The following is a 20831-nucleotide window of genomic DNA, read 5'->3' as shown; positions in this document are numbered from 1 at the left end:
TTTGAAAAGGCCGCCTTCGGGCGGCCTTTTTTGTTACCCCAGCAGCTTGGCAAGGGTCTGTGCCAGGGCCGCCGCAATGGTCTCATGCACACCCGCCCCCGGAACGCCCTCTGCCGCAGGCGCATCCAGCGTTGCATAGCGCAGCCCCTCGCCCACAGGCGGGTCAGAGACGGGCGGGTAGAGCACCTCCAGATAGGCCGTGGCACGGCTTTTGACGGCCGCGACCATGGCCGCATCGACCAGCAGCGGATCCCGGCCCAGATCTGCAGGCCCGAGCACGGGGGCTGGCGCGGCGGCGCCGATCCACAACAGCAGGGTCTTGCCGCCGATCCGCTCCAGCAGTGCGGCCATCCGGCTGACCCAACTGTTGCGCAATTCCTGCGCCACGATCTCGAACCGCTCTGCCGACACCCGTTGCAGGCTCTGCACCATATGCCGGGTAAAATTGAACTCGGTAAAATCCACCTCGCGATACAGGGATTTCAACACGGGCGTCGCCCCCAGAAACCGGTCATTGCGCCGCGGATGCACGGCATAGAAGCGATTCGACAGATTCTGCGCCCCGACAATCTGCACCACTGTCAGATGGGCAGCAGAGCTAATGCCCAGAATCTCCGGATCATTCAGATAGACATCAAGCCCGGCATTGACCGCGCCAAGATTGACCAGGCGCAGCCCTGTCGCCCGCTCCACCAGCGCGGGATAGGGATGCGGCACGAATTTGCCATAGGTTTCCGTGCCCCCTAGCACGGCAATATAGGGCGGCTCCAGAGACCGGCGCGGCCCCCGGAACAGCAGTTTCGATGTGCCATACCGGCACGGAAAATAATCCAGGGCCCCCTCGCCCTGATACGCATAGACCATTGCACCCACCCAAGTTTCTCAGTCACCCGAGACTCACTTTGCCGCAAACCCCTTGCCAAATGGCTAACGGCAGCAGGCCGCCACAACCGATCCGGTCTTGCGCCGGGGGTCATCCGGCGCATAAGGTTCGCCCGATGATTGGGGAGATAGGCATGGCAATCGAAACGGTCGGCATTGTCGGGGCGGGTCAGATGGGCAATGGCATCGCGCATGTGTTCGCATTGGCGGGCTATGAGGTGTTGCTGAACGACGTCAGCGCAGAGGGGCTGACCAAAGCCATTGCCATCATTGATAAAAACATCGAACGCCAGGTCAGCCGCGGCAAGGTGAGCGCCGAAGACAAGGCCGCCGCGATGGCCCGGATCAAGACCACGATGACGCTGGCCGATCTGGGCCAGACCGATCTGGTGATCGAGGCGGCGACCGAAAAGGAAACCGTCAAGCAGCAGATCTTTGATGCCCTGCTGCCGCATCTGAAACCCACGACGATCCTGACCTCGAACACCTCGTCGATTTCGATCACGCGGTTGGCCTCGCGCACCGACCGGCCCGAAAAGTTCATGGGGTTCCACTTCATGAACCCGGTGCCGGTGATGCAGTTGGTCGAACTGATCCGCGGCATCGCCACCGATGTCGAAACCTATGAGACCTTGCTGGCCGTGGTGGGCAAGCTGGGCAAGACCGCGGCCTCTGCCGAAGACTTCCCCGCCTTCATCGTGAACCGCATCCTGATGCCGATGATCAACGAGGCGGTCTATACGCTGTATGAAGGAGTCGGTTCGGTCAAATCCATCGACGAATCCATGAAGCTGGGCGCGAACCATCCGATGGGGCCGCTGGAGCTGGCGGATTTCATCGGGCTGGATACCTGCCTTGCCATCATGAACGTGCTGCATGAAGGGTTGGCTGATACCAAATACCGCCCCTGCCCGCTGCTGACCAAATATGTCGAAGCCGGTTGGCTTGGCCGAAAGACGGGTCGTGGCTTTTATGACTATCGCGGCGAAACGCCGGTTCCCACCCGCTAGGATCCGGTCAACGCCCCAAAGACAGCGTCAACTCGCGCAGCCAGGCCAGAAAGCCGCGCGGGTTGTTTTCCCACTGCTTCAATACCTCGGCGGGAATCGGATGCCCGATATGTGGGCGCTGCGGTTTGAACAGAGCCCGTTTGATCTCATACAGCAGCAGGCCTTGCCGCACTGTCGAGGAGAGCTTGTTGGCAATCTGATAGGCGCGCGAATTCTGGCCGGTGAAATGGATCGGCACCACCGTGGCACCGCTGCGCATGATCATCTTATGCGTGAACGGGTTCCACTCCGGCTCGATCGCCGGTCCGAACCAGCCTTCGGAACAGGCCACCTTGCCCGCCGGAAACAGTATGATCAGCCCGCCACGCTTCAGATGCGCCATGGTCTGATTGCGCATCTCCAGCCCCAGTTCGCGCGCATTGTCTTCATGCGGGAAAGGCACGGGGATCATGAATTCCTCGATCTCGGGGATGCCGGTCAACAGAGAGCGCGTCAGGATCTTGAAATCCGGCCGCACCCGCGTGACCATCTCGGCCATCACCATGCCATCCACCAGACCATGCGGATGGTTTGCCACCACCACCACCGGGCCAGTGGCCGGGATGCGGGCGATTTCTTCCGCCGGGGTCTGAATGTCGATCCCCATCTGCGCGATGGCCTTGGGCCAGAATGGCGCCCCGAACGGCGCGCCCGACCGTTCGAACTGCCGGATCAACCGCAACAATGTCACCTTGGCCGTCAGCCATTCAATGCTGCGGATCGCCCCCGCCTTGAACGGATTGGTGAAGGTGCCGGCATATGACAGCCTGCGCATGTCATAGGTCCGCTCGGCCTTCCCCGTCACCTTTGTCGGTTCGGTCAAAACAACACCGTCCACTGGCTCTGGCGCGTCAATGGTCTTCACCAAAGCGGTTGGCCACCAGCTTTTCCAGCGCGTCGGCAAGCGCCTGCGCCTCTGCGCCTTGCGTCGCCACATCAATGCTGGTCCCGCGCGATGCGCCCAGCATCAGCAAGCCCATGATGGAATCGCCGGACACCGTCATGCCATCCTTGCTGACCTCGGCGCTGGCATCGAACCCTTCGACACATTCGACAAACTTTGCCGAAGCCCGCGCGTGCAGGCCTTTTTCGTTCACAATGCGCAGATTGCGACTCGTCATTCCTGTCCCCCTTGCCCAGGAGCGGCCTCGCCCCCCAGATCAAGGCTGTTTATATACTTGCGTCCGGCGTCCAAGGCGAGGCTCACCGCTTCTGCCAGCGGAAGATCGCGCGATTTGGTCAGTTTGATCAGCATCGGCAGATTAGCCCCATACAGAATGCGGCGGTTCCGGGCCGCACAGGCCGGCAGCGACAGGTTCGACGGCGAGCCGCCGAACATATCCGTCACCACCACGACACCCTCGCCCTGGTCCACCGCATCTGCGGCTGCACTGATTTCAGCCGATTTGGCGCCACGGTCGTGATCATCCTCAATGGAGATCGCGCTCATTGCGTCCTGCCGCCCGACAACATGTTCGACCGCGGACAGATATTCCCGCGCCAAACCGCCATGAGCCACGATCACGATTCCGATCAAACCCCGATCACCCAGATCCCTGAGGTCGCGCAACTGCGGACCTGCGTTCAAGTTCCCTGTGCCGTTTTGACACTGACCAGCCAGCTTCTGCAAGCGCATTGCCTATAATTTCTGCAACGGCAACCGATCTGTGTTGCCCCCCGGTACACCCGAAGCCAATCGCCAGATGCGCTTTGCCCTCGGCCTTCTGCGCCGGAAGCAGAAACAGCAGCAGCCCGCGCAACCTTTCGTGGAATTCCGCAAATCGCGGGTCAGATGTCACATACCGCACCACCGTCTCGTTCCGACCATCCAGCGCCCGCAGCTCCGGCACCCAATGCGGGTTTTGCAGAAACCGGCAATCGAAGATCATGTCGAGCCCACGGGGCACGCCGCGCTTGTAGCTGAAGCTCTGCACCGAAACCGACAGGCCCGGCGCGCCGGCACGGTGAAACCATTCCGCAATTTCGGCCTTCAGATCATGCGGTGACATCTCGCTTGTGTCGATCAGATGATCGGCACGCACGCGGATCGGCGCCAGCAGGTCAATCTCCCGCTCGATCCCCTGCGCAGGCGTTTCTTCGGCTGCCAGCGGATGCCGACGGCGCGTTTCGGAATAGCGCCGGATCAGCTCGCCGGTCGCGCAATCCAGATACAGCAGCTCCAGCATGACGCGGGGATCGGCGGTCAGCGTGTCGATCAGTTCGATCAGCGCCGTCGCGTTGAAATCGCGGTTGCGCACGTCGATGCCCAGCGCGATGGGACGGCCCAGTGGCGGCCCGTCGATCAGGCGCGGCACAAGGCTCAGCGGCAGGTTGTCGATCACCTCATGCCCCAGATCCTCCAGCGCATTGATCGCCGTGGTGCGGCCTGCCCCAGAGGGGCCGGTCACCAGCAGCAATTCATGCTCATGCGTCTGTGGGGGATCCGTTGGTCTGTTCATCATGCCTGCCGTCCGTCCCGCAAATATTGCAGGAGTGCATAGGGAAAATGGTCTGCCTGGACCGCCAGCACAAGGTCCAACGTCACCCCAAGCACTGCGATGTGATGGCGGGGCGGTAGCCGGTGATCCTCTTGGCGGCTCAGATCGACCACCAGCGCCACCCGCACCGCGTCGCGCGCAGTGGCCCGCAGCAGGCCCATGCCCCGCGCTTCGATCAGCCCGCGGATCTGCGGCGGGCAGCGCGCCACCACATCCGCCCCGTCGCGGCGCAGCAGCACCTGATCATCGGCAACCAGTTGCGCCCCCAGTGCCATCAGCTTCAGCGCCAGCGCCGATTTGCCCGCCCCCGAAGGCCCGTGGATCAGCAGGCCACGCTCTCCGACCGCCACACAGCTGGCGTGCCAGAGTGCTTCGGCCTCGCCCTCTGGCATCAGACCGGCAGGCCGACGACGAAGCGCGCGCCCAGTGGATCAGAAGTGATGTCGGCATGGGTCGGGCGGATGTTTTCGGCCCAGATCACCCCGCCATGCGCCTCGACGATCTGTTTGGAAATCGCCAGCCCCAGACCGGAGTGATTGCCAAAATCACCCTGCGGACGTTCAGAGTAAAACCGCTTGAACACTTTGGTAAGCGCCTGTTCCGGGATGCCCGGCCCGGTATCCTCCACCACGATCAGCACCCGGTTGTCGCGCTGGCGTGCCCAGACCCGCACCGCATCACCCTCTTCGCAGAACGAGGTCGCATTGGTGATCAGATTGACAAACACCTGCGCCAGCCGGGCCTCAAGCCCCCGGATCATGATCGGTTCGGCGGGCAGATCGGTGATGAACTCCACCCCGCGCTGCTGTGCCTGCTGGCCCAAATACTCCGACAAATTCGCCAGGGTCTTGAGCAGGTTGAACTCTTCCTCCTCCTCTTTCACCAGCTCGCTGTCCAGACGCGAGGCATTGGAGATATCGGAGACGAGGCGATCCAGCCGCCGCACATCATGATCGATCACTTCCAGCAGCCGGGTGCGCTGGTCATCGCGCTTCGCCACATGCAGCGAGGCGACGGCAGAGCGCAGGCTGGCCAGAGGGTTCTTGATTTCATGCGAGACATCGGCGGCAAACTGTTCGTTCGCGTCGATCCGGTCATAGAGCGCGGCCACCATGCCGCGCATCGCCACCGACAGGCGCCCGATCTCGTCCGGGCGGGCCGTCAGATCCGGGATCCGCACCCGACCGGGGGCCATCTTGCGGGCATCCCGGTCGCGCCCCAGTTCGGCAGCCGCCGCCAGATCAGACAGCGGATTGGCAATGGTCGAGGCCAGCACGAGGCTGAGGCCAATCGAGACGAGCAGCGCAATCACGAACATCTGCAAGACCTGCTCCCGCTCATAGCGGACCAGCCGGTCAATCTCGCCCTCGGCGGAGGTCAGCGCCACCACGCCCTGCACCGCTCCTGCCAGCTCAATCGGCGTGGCGACAGAAAACAGCGCGCCGCCCTCGGGGGCCTGCACGGTATTCGACACGGTTTTCCCGGCCTTGGCCTGGTCCAGCAGATCGCGCGCCAGCGTCTCGCCATCGGGGGCATCGCTGGCACTCCGTCCGCCTGACAGCACCCTGGAGACACCATCCCAGACCATGTTCAGGGAATCGGTGATGATGGTGGACCGCTCCGGTGCCAGCATCGGGCGGGCAGCGCCGGTGGCCTGCGCCACGATCATGCCCTGCGCATCAAAGATGTGAACCTCGACACCCGGCCCGAGATCGACCTTCGACAAGGTGGCCTGCGCCCCGGCCAGCCCGCCTTCGGCGGCAAGCTGCGCTTCAAAGATATTGGCGACAAGCTCGGTCTCGGTGATCAACCCCTGTTCGCGCTGCAAGGCCAGGCTGTCGCGGAACGGGTTCAGGAACAGCACCCCCGCCACCATGATGACAATTGCCATCATATTGAAAATCACGATCTTGCGCGCCAGCGGCGAGCGGTTGAGCGACATCAGACCACGCCGCCCGCGCCCCGCCCGGAACTCCTGTTCCGCCAGCGCATCTGGCGTCACCCAGTCTTCTCCCAGCAGAACATCGCCCTTGCGAGGGACAGGCTCACTGTTTCCCATGGTGATACGCTGCGCCGCAGTCATGCTGTGCCGTCATTCCTCGTTGTAGCGATAACCGATGCCATACAGCGTCTCGATCGCCGAGAAGTCCGGGTCTGCCGAACGCATCTTCTTGCGCAGGCGCTTGATATGGCTGTCGATGGTGCGGTCATCGACATAGACCTGATCGTCATAGGCCACATCCATCAGCTGATCGCGGCTTTTCACAAAGCCCGGTCGCTGTGCAAGTGCCTGAAGCAGCAGGAATTCCGTCACCGTCAAAGAGACATCCTGCCCTTTCCACGCAACCGAGTGGCGCAGCGGGTCCATCCTGAGGAAGCCGCGCTCCATGATCTTGGTTTCTTCGGTCACAGCCACCTCATCGGTGGAAATCGCTTCCTGACGCCGCAGCAGGGCGCGGATGCGTTCGACCAGAAGCCGTTGCGAGAACGGCTTTTTCACATAATCATCCGCGCCCATGCGCAGACCCAGAACCTCGTCGATCTCGTCATCTTTCGAGGTCAGGAAAATCACCGGCATGGTCGTTTTCAGGCGCAGACGCTGCAACAGGTCCATGCCATCCATCCGCGGCATCTTGATGTCCAGAACCGCCATGTCCGGCAGGCGGCGGCTGAAGGCATCCAGGGCCGACTGGCCATCATTATAGGTTTCCACCTCGAAGCCTTCCGCTTCAAGAGTCATCGAAACCGACGTCAGGATATTCCTGTCGTCGTCCACAAGGGCGATCCTCGACATCTGTGATTTTCCTGTACTGCTCATTGTTCTAGTTTTGACAACATTGTTCCGTTTCCATCCTCAAGAATCAACATCAAACTGCGAATCACCCCCCGAGCACCTGCTCAGTCGATGCGAAAACCCTCAAGGAATGGCTAATTTGTCTCACTCCTGCCCGTTGGAGGAAAATGGTTGCGCTAAACCGGAGATGGTTGCGCTAACTGTGCAAAAGCGTCCTATTCCGTCACGAAATCCTCATGTTATAGGGCGCGTGTCGACCCGCTCACCGGGGTCGGCCGGTGACCCTTTGGCCCAGGCCGCCGATTTGAACCTGAAGACGCCGCCATGCGGCACCGGGAGCTTGCACAATGACAAATGGACGCGTGAACCCTAGCCACACCCTTGAAGCCCAAGGTATCAGCGGGCTGGGAACGGTCTATTACAACGACATCGAACCGGCGCTGGTCGAAGCGGCGGTCCGGCGCGGCGAAGGTCGTCTGGGCAAGGGCGGTGCGTTTCTCTGCTCGACCGGGCAATTTACCGGACGCTCGCCCAAAGACAAATTCGTGGTCCGCACGGCATCGGTTGAAAACACCATCTGGTGGGAAAACAATGCCCCGATGGCCCCCGAGGCCTTTGACCGCCTGCACGCCGACATGCTGGCCCATATGAAGGGCCGCGACTACTTTGTGCAGGATCTCTATGCGGGCGCGGATGCCGAACATCGGCTGGACGTGCGCGTGGTGACAGAACTGGCATGGCATGGCCTGTTCATCCGCCATCTGCTGCGCCGCCCCGATCGGGCCGAGCTGGACAGCTTCGTTCCGCAATGGACGATCATCAACTGCCCCAGCTTCAAGGCCGATCCGGCCCGCCATGGCTGCCGCACCGAGACCGTGATCTCGCTGAACTTCGACAAGAAGGTCATCCTGATCGCCAACACGCAATATGCGGGCGAAAACAAGAAGTCGGTCTTCACGCTGCTGAACTATCTGCTGCCCGAAAAAGGCATCATGCCGATGCACTGCTCGGCCAACCACGCCATCGGCAACCCCGAGGATGCCGCCGTGTTCTTTGGCCTGTCGGGCACCGGCAAGACCACGCTGTCGGCCGATCCGTCGCGCATCCTGATCGGGGATGACGAACATGGCTGGTCCGGCAAGGGCACTTTCAACTTTGAAGGCGGCTGCTATGCCAAGACCATCAGCCTGAGCGCCGAGGCCGAGCCGGAGATCTATGGCACGACCCACAAGTTCGGCACCGTGATCGAAAACATGGTCTACGATCCCGAAACGCTGGAGCTGGATTTCGAGGACAGCAGCCTGACGCAGAACATGCGTTGTGCCTATCCGCTGGACTATATCTCCAATGCCTCGGCCACCGGGCTGGGCGGGCATCCGAAGAACGTGATCATGCTGACCTGCGATGCGTTCGGCGTGCTGCCGCCCATCGCCCGGCTGACCCCGGCACAGGCGATGTATCACTTCCTGTCCGGCTTCACCTCGAAAACCCCGGGCACCGAGCGCGGCGTGACCGAGCCGACGCCGACCTTCTCGACCTGCTTCGGCGCGCCCTTCATGCCGCGTCGGCCCGAGGTCTATGGCAAGCTGCTGCAGGAAAAGATCGCCCAGTTCGGCGCCGAATGCTGGCTGGTGAACACCGGCTGGACCGGCGGCAAACACGGCACCGGCAAGCGGATGCCGATCAAGGCCACCCGCGCGCTGCTGACCGCCGCGCTGGACGGCTCGCTTTCGAAGGCCGAGTTCCGCAAGGATCCGAACTTCGGTTTTGACGTGCCGGTCTCTGTGCCGGGCGTGGATGCGACCCTGCTGAACCCGCGCGCCACCTGGGCCGATGCGGCTGCCTATGATGCACAGGCGGCCAAGCTGGTGGGCATGTTTGCCGATAACTTCGGCCAGTATGTGCCGTTCATCGACGCCGATGTGAAAGCCGCTGCCATCGGCTAACCGCCGCTGCACCGATCCAGAAGGGCTGCGGCACAAGCCGCAGCCCTTTTTACATGCCCACGGCCCGCCGCATCAGGTTCAGCCCGGTCACCACCAGCAGGCCTTGCGTCCAGCGCCGGAATTTCGCCTGATCCAGCCGGTCCTGCACCCATTGCCCGGCCCACATGCCCAGCAGCGATGGCACCACAAGCGCCGCCGAAAACGGCAGCGTCTGGCCGTTCAGCACGCCGGATTGCAAATGGGCCACGCAGAGCACCACCGCCCCGATCAGGAACACCACGCCCTGTACCCGCACGGTTTCCACCTTGTCCGCCCCGACCGACAGCAGAAATACCAACAACGGCGGCCCCCACACCCCCGACACCCCGCCATAAAGCCCGCTGATCACGCCCAGCCCCCATTCGGCCCGGTCGCGGTGTTCCAGCTTCAACGCCAGACTGCGCCCCAGAAGTTGCAGCACCGCAAACAGCGTGATCGGAAACCCCAGGCCGAACAGGAACAGATCCTGCGGGATCACCCGGACGAATTGCGCGGAAATCGCGATGAACACCACCGTCGCAATGATCGAACGCCGGTATTTGCACACCGATCCCCAGGCCGCCGCCGCGCCCTGCCGGAAGGCCTGCCCGATATTGGCCACCAGTGTCGGCAGGATCAGACCGGCCAAGGCCACCTCGGGCGGCAGAAACGAGGAAAAGGCCGAAATCATGATCATCGGCATGGCAAAGCCCAGGGCGCCTTTGACGAAGCCCGCAAACAGCGTGATGGCCATCGCGGCCCAGAACGCGCCAAGGCCCAGCCCCGCCATCAGAATATCCATGATCGCCTCCATTTTGTGCAGCTTTACCGCCTTGCCTTGCGCATCGCACGACCTATTCTTCCGCGACACATTGCTTCAAACGTTACATGCGGTTTGAATTTTTGTTGCGCTGCAACTGCAAAGGGATTACCCATTTCGCAACCGCAGAATCCCTGCAGACCGTGAGGAAACGCCATGCCGCATGATGGACAAGCCGCGCCGCAATCGCCCCTGATGGCTGATCTGCTGACCCTGACGAAAGCCGCCCTGCCCGAGGTTGAAGCCCTGTTCGCAGAGGGGCGCGAGGCCCTGCGCAGCCGCGTGTCGGTGAATGGCAAGATTTCGGCCCCGGCGCTGGAAGAGCATCAGTTCGCGGCCCATACGCTCAGCTGGCTCGCGACCTATACCGAAAGCCTGCGCCAGATGCAGGCCTGGGCCGAGCGGTTGACCGAAGCGGGCAGCTTTGGCGAAATGGAAGGCCTGCTGCTGCAAATCGCCTTTGGCGAATATCTGGCGCAGATCCATGGTGGCATCGCGATGTCGCAGAACGAAACTGCGCGGCTGTCGGATCTTGGGCTGGTGGCCACACCCGGTGCTGCGGCAGCACAGCTGATCGCGGCGGCCAATACGCCGACAAGCCGCGCGCGTCTGGTCGTGCTGATGCGTGACAATCATGGCCGCGCCACCTTCGGCACCTCCGGCCTTGATGAAGAGCTGGAAATGATCCGCGATCAGTTCCGCCGCTTTGCTGATGAAAGGGTCATTCCACATGCGCATGAGTGGCACCTGAAGGACGAGCTGATCCCGATGGAGATCATCGAATCCCTGGCCGAAATGGGCGTGTTCGGCCTGACCATTCCCGAAGAGTTCGGCGGATTCGGCCTGTCGAAAGCCTCGATGGTCGTGGTGTCGGAAGAACTGTCGCGCGGCTATATCGGCGTCGGCTCGCTGGGCACCCGCTCTGAAATCGCGGCCGAACTGATCCTGTGTGGCGGCACGGCAGAGCAGAAGGCGCAGTGGCTGCCGAAGCTGGCCTCGGGTGAAATCCTGCCCACGGCGGTCTTTACCGAACCCAACACCGGCTCCGATCTCGGCAGCCTGCGCACCCGCGCGGTGAAAGAGGGCGAGGATTGGACGGTCACCGGCAACAAGACCTGGATCACCCATGCCGCGCGCACCCATGTGATGACGCTGCTGGCCCGCACCGATCCCAACACCACCGATTACCGCGGCCTGTCGATGTTCCTGGCCGAAAAGACCCCCGGCACGGACGAGGCCCCCTTCCCGACCCCGGGCATGACCGGCGGCGAGATCGAGGTTCTGGGCTATCGCGGGATGAAGGAATACGAGCTGGCCTTTGACGGCTTCAAGGTGAAGGGCGAAAACCTGCTCGGCGGCGTGGAAGGCCAGGGCTTCAAGCAATTGATGCAGACCTTTGAATCGGCCCGCATCCAGACCGCCGCCCGCGCAATCGGCGTCGCGCAATCGGCGCTGGAGGTCGGCATGAAATATGCCGAAGACCGCAAGCAATTCGGCAAATCGCTGATCGAATTTCCGCGCGTGGCGGGCAAGCTTGCGATGATGGCGGTCGAGATCATGGTGGCGCGTCAGCTGACATATTACAGCGCCTGGCAAAAGGATCACGACAAGCGCTGTGATCTTGAGGCGGGTATGGCCAAGCTGCTCGGCGCGCGGGTGGCTTGGGCCTGCGCCGACAATGCGCTGCAAATTCACGGCGGCAACGGCTTTGCGCTGGAATACCAGATCAGCCGCATCCTCTGCGACGCGCGGATCCTGAACATCTTCGAGGGCGCGGCAGAGATTCAGGCGCAAGTGATCGCCCGCCGCCTGCTCGATTAAGCCTGCACGCCGCCCCGCGAGGGGCGCGTCACCCCCAGCCGGGCATGCAATTGCCCGGCCACCAGCCAGGCCACCACAAAGCCGGCACCGCTTGCCGCGAAGACCCCGGCCAGCGGTGCGACCAGCAGCACAGCCCAGGCCGCCCCGGGTGTGAGGATGCCCGACACATCGCGGAAGCTGGAATAGACGGCGGCCATCTCCACCCGCTCTGACGGTTTCACCGACATCATGAACGGCAACCCGCCCACCGCATCCAGCATGACCAGCCCGAACGAGCCTGCCATGAGGCACAGCACCGTCATCCATGGCCAGCCCGACAACACCCCCGCCAGCGTGAACATCACCATACACACCGCAAAGGCCCCGCGCACCGCAAACCGCACCGATGTGCGCTGCACCAGCCGCAACAGCAGCGGCGTGATGAACAGCAGAGTATTCGACATCGACAGGGCGACCCCGCCCACCTTGTCGCCAAGACCTGCCTCAAGGCAGAAGATCGGCAGATAGACCACATAGACCCACCAGCCACAGCTGCGCAGCACCGCAAACAGCCAGCCCGCGATCAGCCGCGGTTGCCGGAAGAACCGACCAAGATAGGCGAGCGGATTGACCGTCGGCCCCTTGGCCCGCTGGATCTGTTTGCCATTGCCCAGCCGCAGCACCCAAAAGGCCGCCAGCAGCAGCACCGCGAACAGCGCCGCCACCACAAAGGGCAGTGGCCCCCACAGATCCCGCAGCCAGACGCCGAACAGTGGCCCGACAGCCCAGGGCGTTGCGGCATAGACCATCTGCAGGCTCTGCGTCCGCCCCAGATCCGCCCGCGCCACATAGTCCAGCACATAGGCGTTGAAGCAGACAAAACAGGTCGCTGTCGCCAAGGCCGCCGATAACAGCGCCATGGTGACAGCCGTTGTTTCCCCGTGAATGGCCAGCCCCATCGACAGCAGGTAAAGCATGGTGCCGAAGGTATACATCCAGCGCCGCGGCACATGGCGGGTGGCCCAGGGCACCATCAACCCCCAGATCAGCGATGCAATGCCGACCAGAAAATAGATCCGGCTGACAATCGCCGCATCCTTCACCGCCTCATACACCACCAGTGGCATGACCGAGATCAAGGTGCCGCGAACAGCCGCCTCAAGCCCGGCAAGCAAGGCAAAGGCCTCGATGCGCGGTGTCGACGAATGCCGCAGCATCAGAGGGATGTATTTATTGGCCATGACGTGTCTCCCACTTCATAGACCGCGCCAAAGCCACAGGCGTCTGCACCACGCGCGACATTCCGCGTCGCACATGGCACCAAGGTCTTTGCGACGCTCAGCCGGAGGGCGGGGTGTCGCGGGTTGTGCTTGGGCGCAGCAACAGATCCAGCAACCGCCCGCGCGCCTCTGGCAAGGCAGGCAAGCGGCGCTGACCCGCCAATTCCCGCGTCAGGAAATGGCCTGTGATGGCCAGCCCCTGCCCCAGTTCCAGTTGCGACACCGGCCCCTGCCCAAGCATCCCCTGCGGCAAGGGCAACAGCCGGTCTGCCCAAGGCCCCGCCGCCGCCCGACTGACCGCCCGGCCGGTTTTCGGGCTGACATAGGCCAGATCCTCGCGTGATCCTGTGACCGCGCAGCGGCCCAGATCAAGGCCAAAGCCGATATCCTCCAACAACATAAGTTCCCAGCGCAGATATTGCGCAGGCCAGTCGCCAACATGCCCCAAGGCATCCAGCAAGGATTGCGTCTGGGCATAAAGCCCGTGATGCGCCTCGCGCTCTGCCAACGCGAAGCACAGCAGCGCGCAGATTGCGTTCAGCCCCGCCAAGGCCAGACGATCCGCCAGAACTTCGGCACGGCTGCGCAGAGGTTCAACCACAAATGTCCCAAGATGCTCGTCCAGTCGCGCCCGCCACTGCACCGAAAGCTGCGATCCGGGTTGCAGGATCGGGGCGATCTTGCGCGAAATCCCGCCCCGCACCACCCCGGCATGACGCCCGTGCTGTGCCGTAAACACCTCGACAATCGCTGCGGTTTCGCCATGACGGCGCACCGCGATCACAGTTCCCTCATCCCTCCAGTCCATGTCTGCAATCCGATCTCTGCACGCTGCCACCAAGACAAGAACAAAGCGTTAACATGGGCAAGGGAATTCGGCGGAGGATCACTCGCGCAGGCCGTCCTGATCCAGCAGATCCCGCCCCGTGCGCTCTTCAATCTCGATCACCCAGAGGTCGGGGTCAGACCGCCGGGCGCGGGCAATCGTCGCATCCACATCCGCCTCGGCCCCGTTGGCGAGCGGCACCCAGATGCGGCGATCCTGTTCAAAATCATAGACCCGCTGCATGGCACGCGCCTGACCGTCAAGGGTCGCGCATTTCACCACGACGGCCCCCGCCGTCTCATCGCCGCGCGCCGTCAGATAGGCTGGAATATCGGCCAGCCGTAGACGGGCAAGGTATGCCGCCACCCACAGGCCGGATGCCAGCCGCGCGCTCATGCAAACACGGAAGCGATGAAGAAAGGCTTAATCGCCATCCTTGAAATCAAGCCCCATTTCCGAATAGCGGTCCGGCTCGTCCAGCCAGTTCGGCCGCACCTTGACCTGAAGGAACAGATGCACCGGGCGTTCCAGAAAGGCCACCAGATCAATCCGCGCGGCCTGCCCCACCGCCTTGATGGTTTCGCCCTTGTTGCCCAGAACGATGCCCTTGTGGCCATCCCGCGCGACATAAACGATCTGGTCAATGCGGGTAGACCCGTCCGGCCGGTCTTCCCAGGTCTCGGTTTCCACCGTGAGCTGGTAGGGCAATTCCTCGTGTAAACGAAGCGTCAACTTCTCGCGCGTAATTTCGGCGGCGATCATGCGCATCGGCAGGTCTGCGATCTGATCCTCGGGATAGAACCAGGTGCCCTCGGGGATCTCGCCGGCCAGCCAGACGCGCAGCTTGTCCACACCATAGCCCTTTTCGGCGGAAATCATGAAGGTCTCGACAAACGGAAACGCCTCATTCAGCTCTGCCGACAGCGCCAGCAGGGTTTCGGCCTTCACCCGGTCGATCTTGTTGATCGCCAGCGCAACCTTCTGGCCGCGCGGAATCCGGTCTCTAATCGCGTCGATAATGGCCTTGGTGCCTTCGGTCAGGCCGCGATGCGCCTCGACCAGCAGCACGATGATATCGGCATCGGCAGCGCCGCCCCAAGCGGCGGCCACCATCGCGCGGTCAAGCCTGCGCCGGGGCCGGAACAGACCGGGCGTATCCACGAACACGATCTGCGCGGTGCCCTCCATGCAGACACCGCGGATCCGCGCCCGCGTCGTCTGCACCTTATGGGTCACGATGGAAACCTTGGCGCCGACCATCCGATTGAGAAGTGTGGATTTTCCGGCGTTCGGCTCGCCAATCAGCGCCACAAAACCTGCCCGCGTCGCCTCAGTCATTCCGCTTCTCCAATCGCGCCAGCAGCGCCTTTGCGGCAGCTTGTTCCGCCGCACGTTTTGTTCCAGAGCGGGCGATTTCGCCCTCGCCCGAGGCCAGCCGCACCTCGACAGTGAACACCGGCTGATGATCGGGGCCGTCGCGGCCCATTTCGGTATAGGTGGGCGGCACCTGCCCCCGCGCCTGCGCCCATTCCTGCAAGGCCGTCTTGGCATCGCGCGCATCGGCCTGCACCGCCCCGATGCGGCCAGACCAATGGCGCAGCACCACATCGCGCGCCGCGTCGAACCCGCCATCGAGATAGACGGCGGCAATCACCGCCTCCATCGCATCGCCGAGCAGGGCCTCTTTGCGGCGGCCACCCGACATCATTTCGGACCGGCCCAGCTTCAACACATCGCCAAGCCCGAGCTCGCGCGCCACATCGGCACAGGCCTCCTTGCGCACAAGCGCGTTGAAGCGGGGTGCAAGCAGACCTTCGGCCGCCCGCGTATCGGCGGCCAGCAAAGCCTCGGCCATCACAAGCCCCAACACCCTGTCGCCCAGAAACTCCAGCCGTTGATTGTCAGGGCGGGTTGCGGATGAGATCGAGGCATGTGTCACCGCCTGCACCAGCAATTCCGGCGTGCGGAATGTGTGCCCGATGCGCCCTGCAAAGGCGAGAAGATCCCCTGAGAGTTTCACTCAACTGCCTTGAAAAAACGATCCGACCGCCATGTCCAGAAATACAGCATGGATTTGCCCGCAGAAGAGAACATGATCCGGTCAGCCCGGCCAATCAGATAATCCGCAGGCAACATGCCAACGCCACCCACCGCCTGACTATAGCGGCTGTCGGTGGAATTGTCGCGGTTGTCACCCATGAAAAAGTAATGGCCCGGCGGCACGGTGAATACATCGGTATTGTCGCCAAAGCCATTGGTGTCGATGTTCAGCACGGTATGCTGCACGCCGTTCGGCAGGGTTTCGATGAACCGCGACCGGGTGCAAAGCCCGCCTTCGCCCACCGGGCCGTTTTCACAGCGCGGCAGGTTGCCCATCGGGCCCTGGCGTTCATAGACTTCCTCAAATTGGCCATCGGGCGTCTGCGGCACTTCCTGGCCGTTCAGCCAAACGATGCCATTCTTCATCTGCACGGTATCGCCCGGCAGGCCGATCAGCCGTTTGATGAAGTCAGAGCCGTTCACCGGATGGCGGAACACCACAACATCGCCCCGCTCCGGCTCGGATCCGAGGATGCGGCCCTCGAACGGGCACATGGCAAAGGGGCAGGAATAGCGCGAATAGCCGTAAGCCATTTTATTGACGAACAGAAAATCACCGATCAGCAGCGTTTCCTTCATCGATTCCGACGGAATCCAGAAGGGCTGGAACAGCAATGTGCGGAAGGCCCCTGCAATCAGCAGGGCATAGACCACGGTCTTGATCGTCTCAACGATACCGCCTTCGGATTTCGCCTTGCTGGCCATATGCTCTGCCTCTTTGGTTGTTCGCCGCGCTACATGCGCGCCATGGCTGCGGGAGTCAAGTTTGCCCGGCCATGCCCGGCGATACCGCGCGTGCCTCGATCACCACAAAGGCCTGTGCCCAGGGGTGATCGTCGGTCAGCGTCACATGCACCAGCGCCTCATGGCCCGGCGGGGTCATGCTGGCCAGCCGCTCAGCCGCCCAGCCGCTCAGCCGCATCACCGGCTGACCGCTGCGCAGGTTCGAAACCGCCATGTCGCGCCAGCTGATCCCCATGCGCAGGCCGGTGCCAAGCGCCTTGGAACAGGCCTCTTTTGCGGCCCAGCGTTTTGCATAGGTGGCGGCTACGGCGCGGGGGCGGCTTTCGGCCTTGGCCTGTTCGCTGTCGGTGAACACGCGCTTGCGGAACCTGTCGCCATGCCGGGCCAGCACCGCCTCTATCCGGTCGATATTGGCCAGATCCGTGCCGATGCCGAGGATCAAGCCCGCGCCTCGTCCATCCGGCGGCGCATTTCTTCGATGGCGGGGCCAAGGCCCAGATAAATCGCCTCGCCAATCAGGAAATGCCCGATGTTCAGTTCCATCACCTCGGGGATCGCCGCCACCGGCCCTACATTGTCATAGGTGAGACCATGGCCCGCATGGACCTCCAGCCCCAGCCCGTGCGCCAGTCGCGCCCCGGCGCGCAGGGCGTTCAGCTCGGCTTCGGCCTCGTCCAGACGGCCCTCGGCGTGCAGATCGGAGTAATGGCCGGTGTGCAGTTCCACCACCGCCGCACCGACGCGCGCGGCAGCCTCGATCTGGCGCGCATCATGACCGATGAACAGGCTGACACGGCAGCCCGCCGCGCGCAGCGGCGCAATGAAGGCGGCCAGCCGGTCGGCATCGCCCGCCACATCCAGCCCGCCCTCGGTCGTGCGTTCTTCCCGCCGTTCGGGCACAAGGCAAACCGCATGGGGCGCCAGCCGCAGTGCGATGGCCTGCATTTCGGCGGTTGCCGCACATTCAAAATTCAGCGGAATCCCGAGACCGGCCTGCAAGGCATCCATATCGGCGTCGCGGATATGGCGGCGATCCTCGCGCAGATGTGCGGTGATCCCATCCGCGCCTGCCGCCTCGGCCAACAGCGCTGCGCGCAAAGGATCGGGCCAGACAGCCCCGCGCGCGTTGCGCACTGTTGCCACATGGTCGATGTTCACGCCGAGCCGCAATTTGCCAGATGCCATTCCAAGCCTCTCCTCTTTCGTCTGCCTGACCCTAGGCTGCGCCGGGCGGATCGTCATCCCCGTTTTCACGCGTGGGCACGATACCCTTTGCCACAGAGGCCAGCCGCGCCTTCAGGGCTTTGCGCTTTTCCGATTTTTCGCGCAGGCGGGCGCTGCGCAGCTTCTGATAAGCATGGATCAGCGGCAACGAGAGGTAATAGGCGATGAAACTGGCCACCAGCCCCGGAATGATCGCGCCGATCGTATAGGGCCAGAAGATGAACCAGAAAAAGTCGATCAGCTTGTCCCACTGCGCCACATCATCGGTAAAGGCCGCGCGAAAATTGTGCCACAACTGCCCGCCCGCATCGGTAAAGGCGGCATAAACCGACATGAAGGTCATCGGCGCCTCGATGCCCAGCATCCAGTGGCCGAGCTTCAGCGAGCCCATCGCGATGAACGGCGTCGTCAGCGGGTTTGACAGGAAGGTGGCCAGCAGCGCCGCGATGATATTGCCGCGCAACACCCAGGCCAGTGCCGCCGCCGACAGCATCTGCACGCCGTAAACCGGCGGAAAGTTGACGAAGGTTCCGGCAAAGATCCCGCGCGCAATGCGGTGTGGTTGGTCCGGCAGGCGGCGCATCCGGTGCAGCACATAGTGTATGGCACGCCGGAAACCACCCTTCGGATATACGAAGTCGCGGGCCATCTGGCTGTATGTGCGCGGATCGCGCCGCTTGAATACCACGTCTGTCTCTTCCCTGCCCCGTTCAGGGCTTTCGGCTCATGTCTCTGTGCCGCGCAATCTGGGCCACTTCCGTTTCGGCTTCCAGCGCGGTCATCACCATGTGCAGATGTTCCAGATCCCGCAGATCGACATCAACCACCAGTTTGTAAAAGTCTGGTTTCCGGTCCACGAAATGCAGGTCTGAGATATTGGCCTTCTGCTCGCCAATCAAGGTGCAGATCCGACCCAAAACGCCCGCGTCATTGGAAATGGTCAATTCCAGGCTGACCGTGTTGACCGCGGCATGGCGGCCGGCCTGCCAGCGCAGATCGACCCAGCGTTCCGGTTGCTCTTCATATTCGGCCAGCGCCGGGCAATCAATCGCATGGACCACGACCCCCTGCCCCCGGTAGGTGATGCCCACGATCCGTTCGCCCGGCACCGGCTGACAGCAGGAGGCGCGGCGATAGCTCTGATCCGAGGACAGGCCCACCACAGGCCGCTGTGCGTCAACAACATCAGGGCTTTGCGCCTGAAGTTCGGGATAGATCGTCTCCAGCACCTTGCGCGCCGTCAGCTCGGCCGAGCCAAGCTGCGCCAGCAGTTCGATCTCGTCCGGCAGGCCCAGCATCTTGGCGGCGGTGCGCAGCGCCTTGTCGGTCGCCTTCTTGCCCGCGTGGTCAAAGGCGGCGCGCGCCAGCTCTTGCCCCAGTTTAACGAACCGGCCCCGGTCCTCTTCGCGCAGACTGCGGCGAATGGCCGCTTTGGCACGGCCGGTGGTCACGATGTCGATCCAGCTGGCCTGCGGGCGCTGGCCTTCGGCGGTGATGATCTCGACCGACTGGCCGTTCTTGAGCCGGGTCCACAGCGGCACGCGGATGCCGTCCACCTTGGCAGACACGCAGGAATTGCCGATCCGGGTGTGGATCGCATAGGCATAATCCAGTGGCGTGGCCCCGCGCGGCAGCTGGATCACATCGCCCTTCGGCGTGAAGCAGAACACCTGATCGGTGTACATTTCCAGCTTCACGTTCTCCATGAAATCGTCGTGATCTTCCTCGCCCAGCCGCTCGGTCAGGCCCGCCACCCATTTCGCAGGATCCACCGCAAACGGGTTCTGCGCCCGCACGCCTTCCCGATAGGACCAATGCGCCGCCACGCCGGATTCGTTGACCTCGTGCATCTGGCGGGTGCGGATCTGCACCTCCACCCGCTTGCCGTCACGGCCCGACACGGTGGTGTGGATCGAACGATAGCCGTTGGATTTCGGCTGGCTGATGTAATCCTTGAACCGCCCCGGCACCGCCCGCCAGCGCTGATGGATCACGCCCAGCACCCGGTAACAATCGGCATCGCCCCGGGTGATGACCCGAAACCCATAGATGTCGGACAGGCGCGAAAAGGCCAGATCCTTTTCCTGCATCTTGCGCCAGACGGAATAGGGCTTTTTCGCCCGGCCATAGACATCGGCCTCGATCTGCGCCTTTTCCAGTTCGTTGCGGATGTCGGCGCTGATCTTGTGCACCACATCGCCCGCTTCGCGTTGCAGCGTGATGAAGCGACGGATGATGGAATTGCGCGCCTCGGGGTTCAGCACACGAAAGCTGAGGTCTTCCAGCTCTTCGCGCATCCACTGCATCCCCATGCGCCCGGCCAGCGGCGCATAGATCTCCATCGTCTCGCGTGCCTTTTGCGCCTGCTTTTCCGGGCGCATCGACTTGATCGTGCGCATGTTGTGCAGACGGTCGGCCAGCTTGACCAGGATCACCCGCAGATCGCGCGACATGGCAACGAACAACTTGCGGAAATTTTCCGCCTGCTTCGATTCGGTCGAGGTGAGTTGCAGATTGGTGAGCTTGGTCACGCCATCCACAAGCTCGGCCACTTCTTCGCCGAACATGCGCGCCACTTCGGCATAGGTGGATTTGGTATCTTCGATCGTGTCATGCAGCAGGGCGGTCACGATGGTCGCATCGTCCAGCCGCTGTTCGGTCAGGATCGCGGCCACCGCCACGGGATGCGTGAAATAGGGCTCGCCCGATTTGCGGAACTGCCCGTCATGCATCAGCTTGCCATAGCTATACGCTTGGCGGATCAGGTCGGCATTGGTGCGCGGATTGTAATTGCGGACGAGGGCGATCAGGTCTTCGACGTCGATCATCCTCGCCGCATCCTTGCCTTAT

General features: G+C 62.8%; 22 protein-coding genes. 3 read left to right on the top strand and 19 right to left on the bottom strand.

The window, feature by feature from the left end:
* Nucleotides 1–33 precede the first annotated feature (33 nt).
* Nucleotides 34–864, bottom strand: a complete 831-nt coding sequence (locus tag KM031_RS11745) for a DUF6473 family protein (protein ID WP_215504723.1) — start codon at nt 862–864, stop codon at nt 34–36.
* Between the two features lie 152 nt (nt 865–1016).
* Between KM031_RS11745 and KM031_RS11740 the strand changes: the two genes are divergently transcribed.
* On the top strand, nt 1017–1892 hold the full coding sequence (locus tag KM031_RS11740; protein WP_215504724.1) for a 3-hydroxybutyryl-CoA dehydrogenase: 876 nt from the start codon (nt 1017–1019) through the stop codon (nt 1890–1892).
* 7 nt (nt 1893–1899) lie between these two features.
* On the opposite strand, the gene KM031_RS11735 is transcribed toward KM031_RS11740, so the two are convergent.
* From KM031_RS11735 to KM031_RS11705, 7 genes are read right to left on the bottom strand one after another with little or no spacing between them, the layout of a single operon-like run.
* Nucleotides 1900–2754 (bottom strand): lysophospholipid acyltransferase family protein, encoded by an 855-nt coding sequence (locus tag KM031_RS11735; protein ID WP_371878993.1) that lies wholly within the window; start codon nt 2752–2754, stop codon nt 1900–1902.
* A gap of 28 nt (nt 2755–2782) precedes the next feature.
* A complete protein-coding gene (locus KM031_RS11730; protein WP_215504726.1) occupies nt 2783–3052 on the bottom strand; it encodes an HPr family phosphocarrier protein in 270 nt (89 codons plus the stop codon).
* Nucleotides 3049–3468 (bottom strand): PTS sugar transporter subunit IIA, encoded by a 420-nt coding sequence (locus KM031_RS11725; RefSeq protein ID WP_215504727.1) that lies wholly within the window; start codon nt 3466–3468, stop codon nt 3049–3051. The genes KM031_RS11730 and KM031_RS11725 overlap by 4 nt, the downstream gene beginning before the upstream one ends.
* A gap of 7 nt (nt 3469–3475) precedes the next feature.
* Nucleotides 3476–4390: an RNase adapter RapZ gene (gene rapZ / locus KM031_RS11720; protein ID WP_215504999.1), complete on the bottom strand. Its 915-nt coding sequence runs from the start codon at nt 4388–4390 to the stop codon at nt 3476–3478.
* On the bottom strand, nt 4390–4821 hold the full coding sequence (locus tag KM031_RS11715; protein ID WP_215504728.1) for an HPr kinase/phosphorylase: 432 nt from the start codon (nt 4819–4821) through the stop codon (nt 4390–4392). Before KM031_RS11715 ends, rapZ begins: the two co-directional genes overlap by 1 nt.
* A complete protein-coding gene (locus KM031_RS11710; RefSeq protein ID WP_215504729.1) occupies nt 4821–6512 on the bottom strand; it encodes a sensor histidine kinase in 1692 nt (563 codons plus the stop codon). The genes KM031_RS11715 and KM031_RS11710 overlap by 1 nt, the downstream gene beginning before the upstream one ends.
* Nucleotides 6513–6521: 9 nt before the next feature.
* Nucleotides 6522–7223, bottom strand: coding sequence for a response regulator transcription factor (locus KM031_RS11705; protein WP_215504730.1), 702 nt, complete (start codon nt 7221–7223; stop codon nt 6522–6524).
* 347 nt (nt 7224–7570) lie between these two features.
* Between KM031_RS11705 and KM031_RS11700 the strand changes: the two genes are divergently transcribed.
* Complete coding sequence (locus tag KM031_RS11700; RefSeq protein WP_215504731.1) at nt 7571–9169, top strand: phosphoenolpyruvate carboxykinase; 1599 nt, start codon at nt 7571–7573, stop codon at nt 9167–9169.
* 49 nt (nt 9170–9218) lie between these two features.
* Here the strand turns inward: KM031_RS11700 and KM031_RS11695 are convergent, their stop codons facing one another.
* The gene (locus KM031_RS11695) at nt 9219–9989 is read right to left on the bottom strand and encodes a sulfite exporter TauE/SafE family protein (RefSeq protein ID WP_246566991.1); all 771 of its coding nucleotides are present in this window, start codon (nt 9987–9989) and stop codon (nt 9219–9221) included.
* 174 nt (nt 9990–10163) lie between these two features.
* Here KM031_RS11695 and KM031_RS11690 point away from each other — a divergent pair, with 174 nt between their 5' ends.
* The gene (locus KM031_RS11690) at nt 10164–11828 is read left to right on the top strand and encodes an acyl-CoA dehydrogenase family protein (protein ID WP_215504732.1); all 1665 of its coding nucleotides are present in this window, start codon (nt 10164–10166) and stop codon (nt 11826–11828) included.
* Here the strand turns inward: KM031_RS11690 and KM031_RS11685 are convergent.
* The 10 genes from KM031_RS11685 to KM031_RS11640 form a co-directional block, all read right to left on the bottom strand.
* The gene (locus KM031_RS11685; protein WP_215504733.1) at nt 11825–13048 is read right to left on the bottom strand and encodes an MFS transporter; all 1224 of its coding nucleotides are present in this window, start codon (nt 13046–13048) and stop codon (nt 11825–11827) included. The two genes, KM031_RS11690 and KM031_RS11685, sit on opposite strands and share 4 nt — an antisense overlap.
* A 97-nt stretch (nt 13049–13145) precedes the next feature.
* Nucleotides 13146–13895, bottom strand: a complete 750-nt coding sequence (gene recO, locus KM031_RS11680) for a DNA repair protein RecO (RefSeq protein WP_215504734.1) — start codon at nt 13893–13895, stop codon at nt 13146–13148.
* 78 nt (nt 13896–13973) lie between these two features.
* Nucleotides 13974–14309 carry a DUF1491 family protein gene (locus KM031_RS11675; protein WP_215504735.1) on the bottom strand — a complete coding sequence of 112 codons (336 nt, stop codon included), beginning with the start codon at nt 14307–14309 and terminating at the stop codon, nt 13974–13976.
* Nucleotides 14310–14336: 27 nt separating this feature from the next.
* Nucleotides 14337–15251: a GTPase Era gene (era, locus tag KM031_RS11670; protein ID WP_215504736.1), complete on the bottom strand. Its 915-nt coding sequence runs from the start codon at nt 15249–15251 to the stop codon at nt 14337–14339.
* On the bottom strand, nt 15244–15933 hold the full coding sequence (gene rnc / locus KM031_RS11665) for a ribonuclease III (protein WP_215504737.1): 690 nt from the start codon (nt 15931–15933) through the stop codon (nt 15244–15246). The genes era and rnc overlap by 8 nt, the downstream gene beginning before the upstream one ends.
* The gene (gene lepB, locus KM031_RS11660; RefSeq protein ID WP_215504738.1) at nt 15930–16718 is read right to left on the bottom strand and encodes a signal peptidase I; all 789 of its coding nucleotides are present in this window, start codon (nt 16716–16718) and stop codon (nt 15930–15932) included. The genes rnc and lepB overlap by 4 nt, the downstream gene beginning before the upstream one ends.
* A gap of 55 nt (nt 16719–16773) precedes the next feature.
* Nucleotides 16774–17199: a holo-ACP synthase gene (acpS, locus tag KM031_RS11655; protein ID WP_215504739.1), complete on the bottom strand. Its 426-nt coding sequence runs from the start codon at nt 17197–17199 to the stop codon at nt 16774–16776.
* Nucleotides 17196–17942 (bottom strand): pyridoxine 5'-phosphate synthase, encoded by a 747-nt coding sequence (locus KM031_RS11650; protein WP_215504740.1) that lies wholly within the window; start codon nt 17940–17942, stop codon nt 17196–17198. The genes acpS and KM031_RS11650 overlap by 4 nt, the downstream gene beginning before the upstream one ends.
* Nucleotides 17943–17973: 31 nt before the next feature.
* Nucleotides 17974–18669, bottom strand: a complete 696-nt coding sequence (locus KM031_RS11645; RefSeq protein ID WP_215504741.1) for a DUF2062 domain-containing protein — start codon at nt 18667–18669, stop codon at nt 17974–17976.
* A gap of 22 nt (nt 18670–18691) precedes the next feature.
* Nucleotides 18692–20809, bottom strand: coding sequence for a RelA/SpoT family protein (locus KM031_RS11640; RefSeq protein ID WP_215504742.1), 2118 nt, complete (start codon nt 20807–20809; stop codon nt 18692–18694).
* Nucleotides 20810–20831 lie beyond the last annotated feature (22 nt).

Origin of the sequence: Gemmobacter fulvus (assembly GCF_018798885.1) — a bacterium.
Lineage (GTDB): Bacteria > Pseudomonadota > Alphaproteobacteria > Rhodobacterales > Rhodobacteraceae > Gemmobacter > Gemmobacter fulvus.
This window is presented reverse-complemented; position numbering and strand designations above follow the sequence as displayed.

Bases quoted from the DNA above. Each gene is read 5' to 3' on its own strand.
- KM031_RS11745 (WP_215504723.1), bottom strand. From the start codon at position 864: ATGGTCTATGCGTATCAGGGCGAGGGGGCCCTGGATTATTTTCCGTGC.
- KM031_RS11740 (WP_215504724.1), top strand. From the start codon at position 1,017: ATGGCAATCGAAACGGTCGGCATTGTCGGGGCGGGTCAGATGGGCAAT.
- KM031_RS11730 (WP_215504726.1), bottom strand. From the start codon at position 3,052: ATGACGAGTCGCAATCTGCGCATTGTGAACGAAAAAGGCCTGCACGCG.
- rapZ (WP_215504999.1), bottom strand. From the start codon at position 4,390: ATGAACAGACCAACGGATCCCCCACAGACGCATGAGCATGAATTGCTG.
- KM031_RS11715 (WP_215504728.1), bottom strand. From the start codon at position 4,821: ATGCCAGAGGGCGAGGCCGAAGCACTCTGGCACGCCAGCTGTGTGGCG.
- KM031_RS11710 (WP_215504729.1), bottom strand. From the start codon at position 6,512: ATGACTGCGGCGCAGCGTATCACCATGGGAAACAGTGAGCCTGTCCCT.
- KM031_RS11705 (WP_215504730.1), bottom strand. From the start codon at position 7,223: ATGTCGAGGATCGCCCTTGTGGACGACGACAGGAATATCCTGACGTCG.
- KM031_RS11700 (WP_215504731.1), top strand. From the start codon at position 7,571: ATGACAAATGGACGCGTGAACCCTAGCCACACCCTTGAAGCCCAAGGT.
- KM031_RS11695 (WP_246566991.1), bottom strand. From the start codon at position 9,989: ATGGATATTCTGATGGCGGGGCTGGGCCTTGGCGCGTTCTGGGCCGCG.
- KM031_RS11690 (WP_215504732.1), top strand. From the start codon at position 10,164: ATGCCGCATGATGGACAAGCCGCGCCGCAATCGCCCCTGATGGCTGAT.
- KM031_RS11685 (WP_215504733.1), bottom strand. From the start codon at position 13,048: ATGGCCAATAAATACATCCCTCTGATGCTGCGGCATTCGTCGACACCG.
- recO (WP_215504734.1), bottom strand. From the start codon at position 13,895: ATGGACTGGAGGGATGAGGGAACTGTGATCGCGGTGCGCCGTCATGGC.
- KM031_RS11675 (WP_215504735.1), bottom strand. From the start codon at position 14,309: ATGAGCGCGCGGCTGGCATCCGGCCTGTGGGTGGCGGCATACCTTGCC.
- era (WP_215504736.1), bottom strand. From the start codon at position 15,251: ATGACTGAGGCGACGCGGGCAGGTTTTGTGGCGCTGATTGGCGAGCCG.
- lepB (WP_215504738.1), bottom strand. From the start codon at position 16,718: ATGGCCAGCAAGGCGAAATCCGAAGGCGGTATCGTTGAGACGATCAAG.
- KM031_RS11650 (WP_215504740.1), bottom strand. From the start codon at position 17,942: ATGGCATCTGGCAAATTGCGGCTCGGCGTGAACATCGACCATGTGGCA.
- KM031_RS11640 (WP_215504742.1), bottom strand. From the start codon at position 20,809: ATGATCGACGTCGAAGACCTGATCGCCCTCGTCCGCAATTACAATCCG.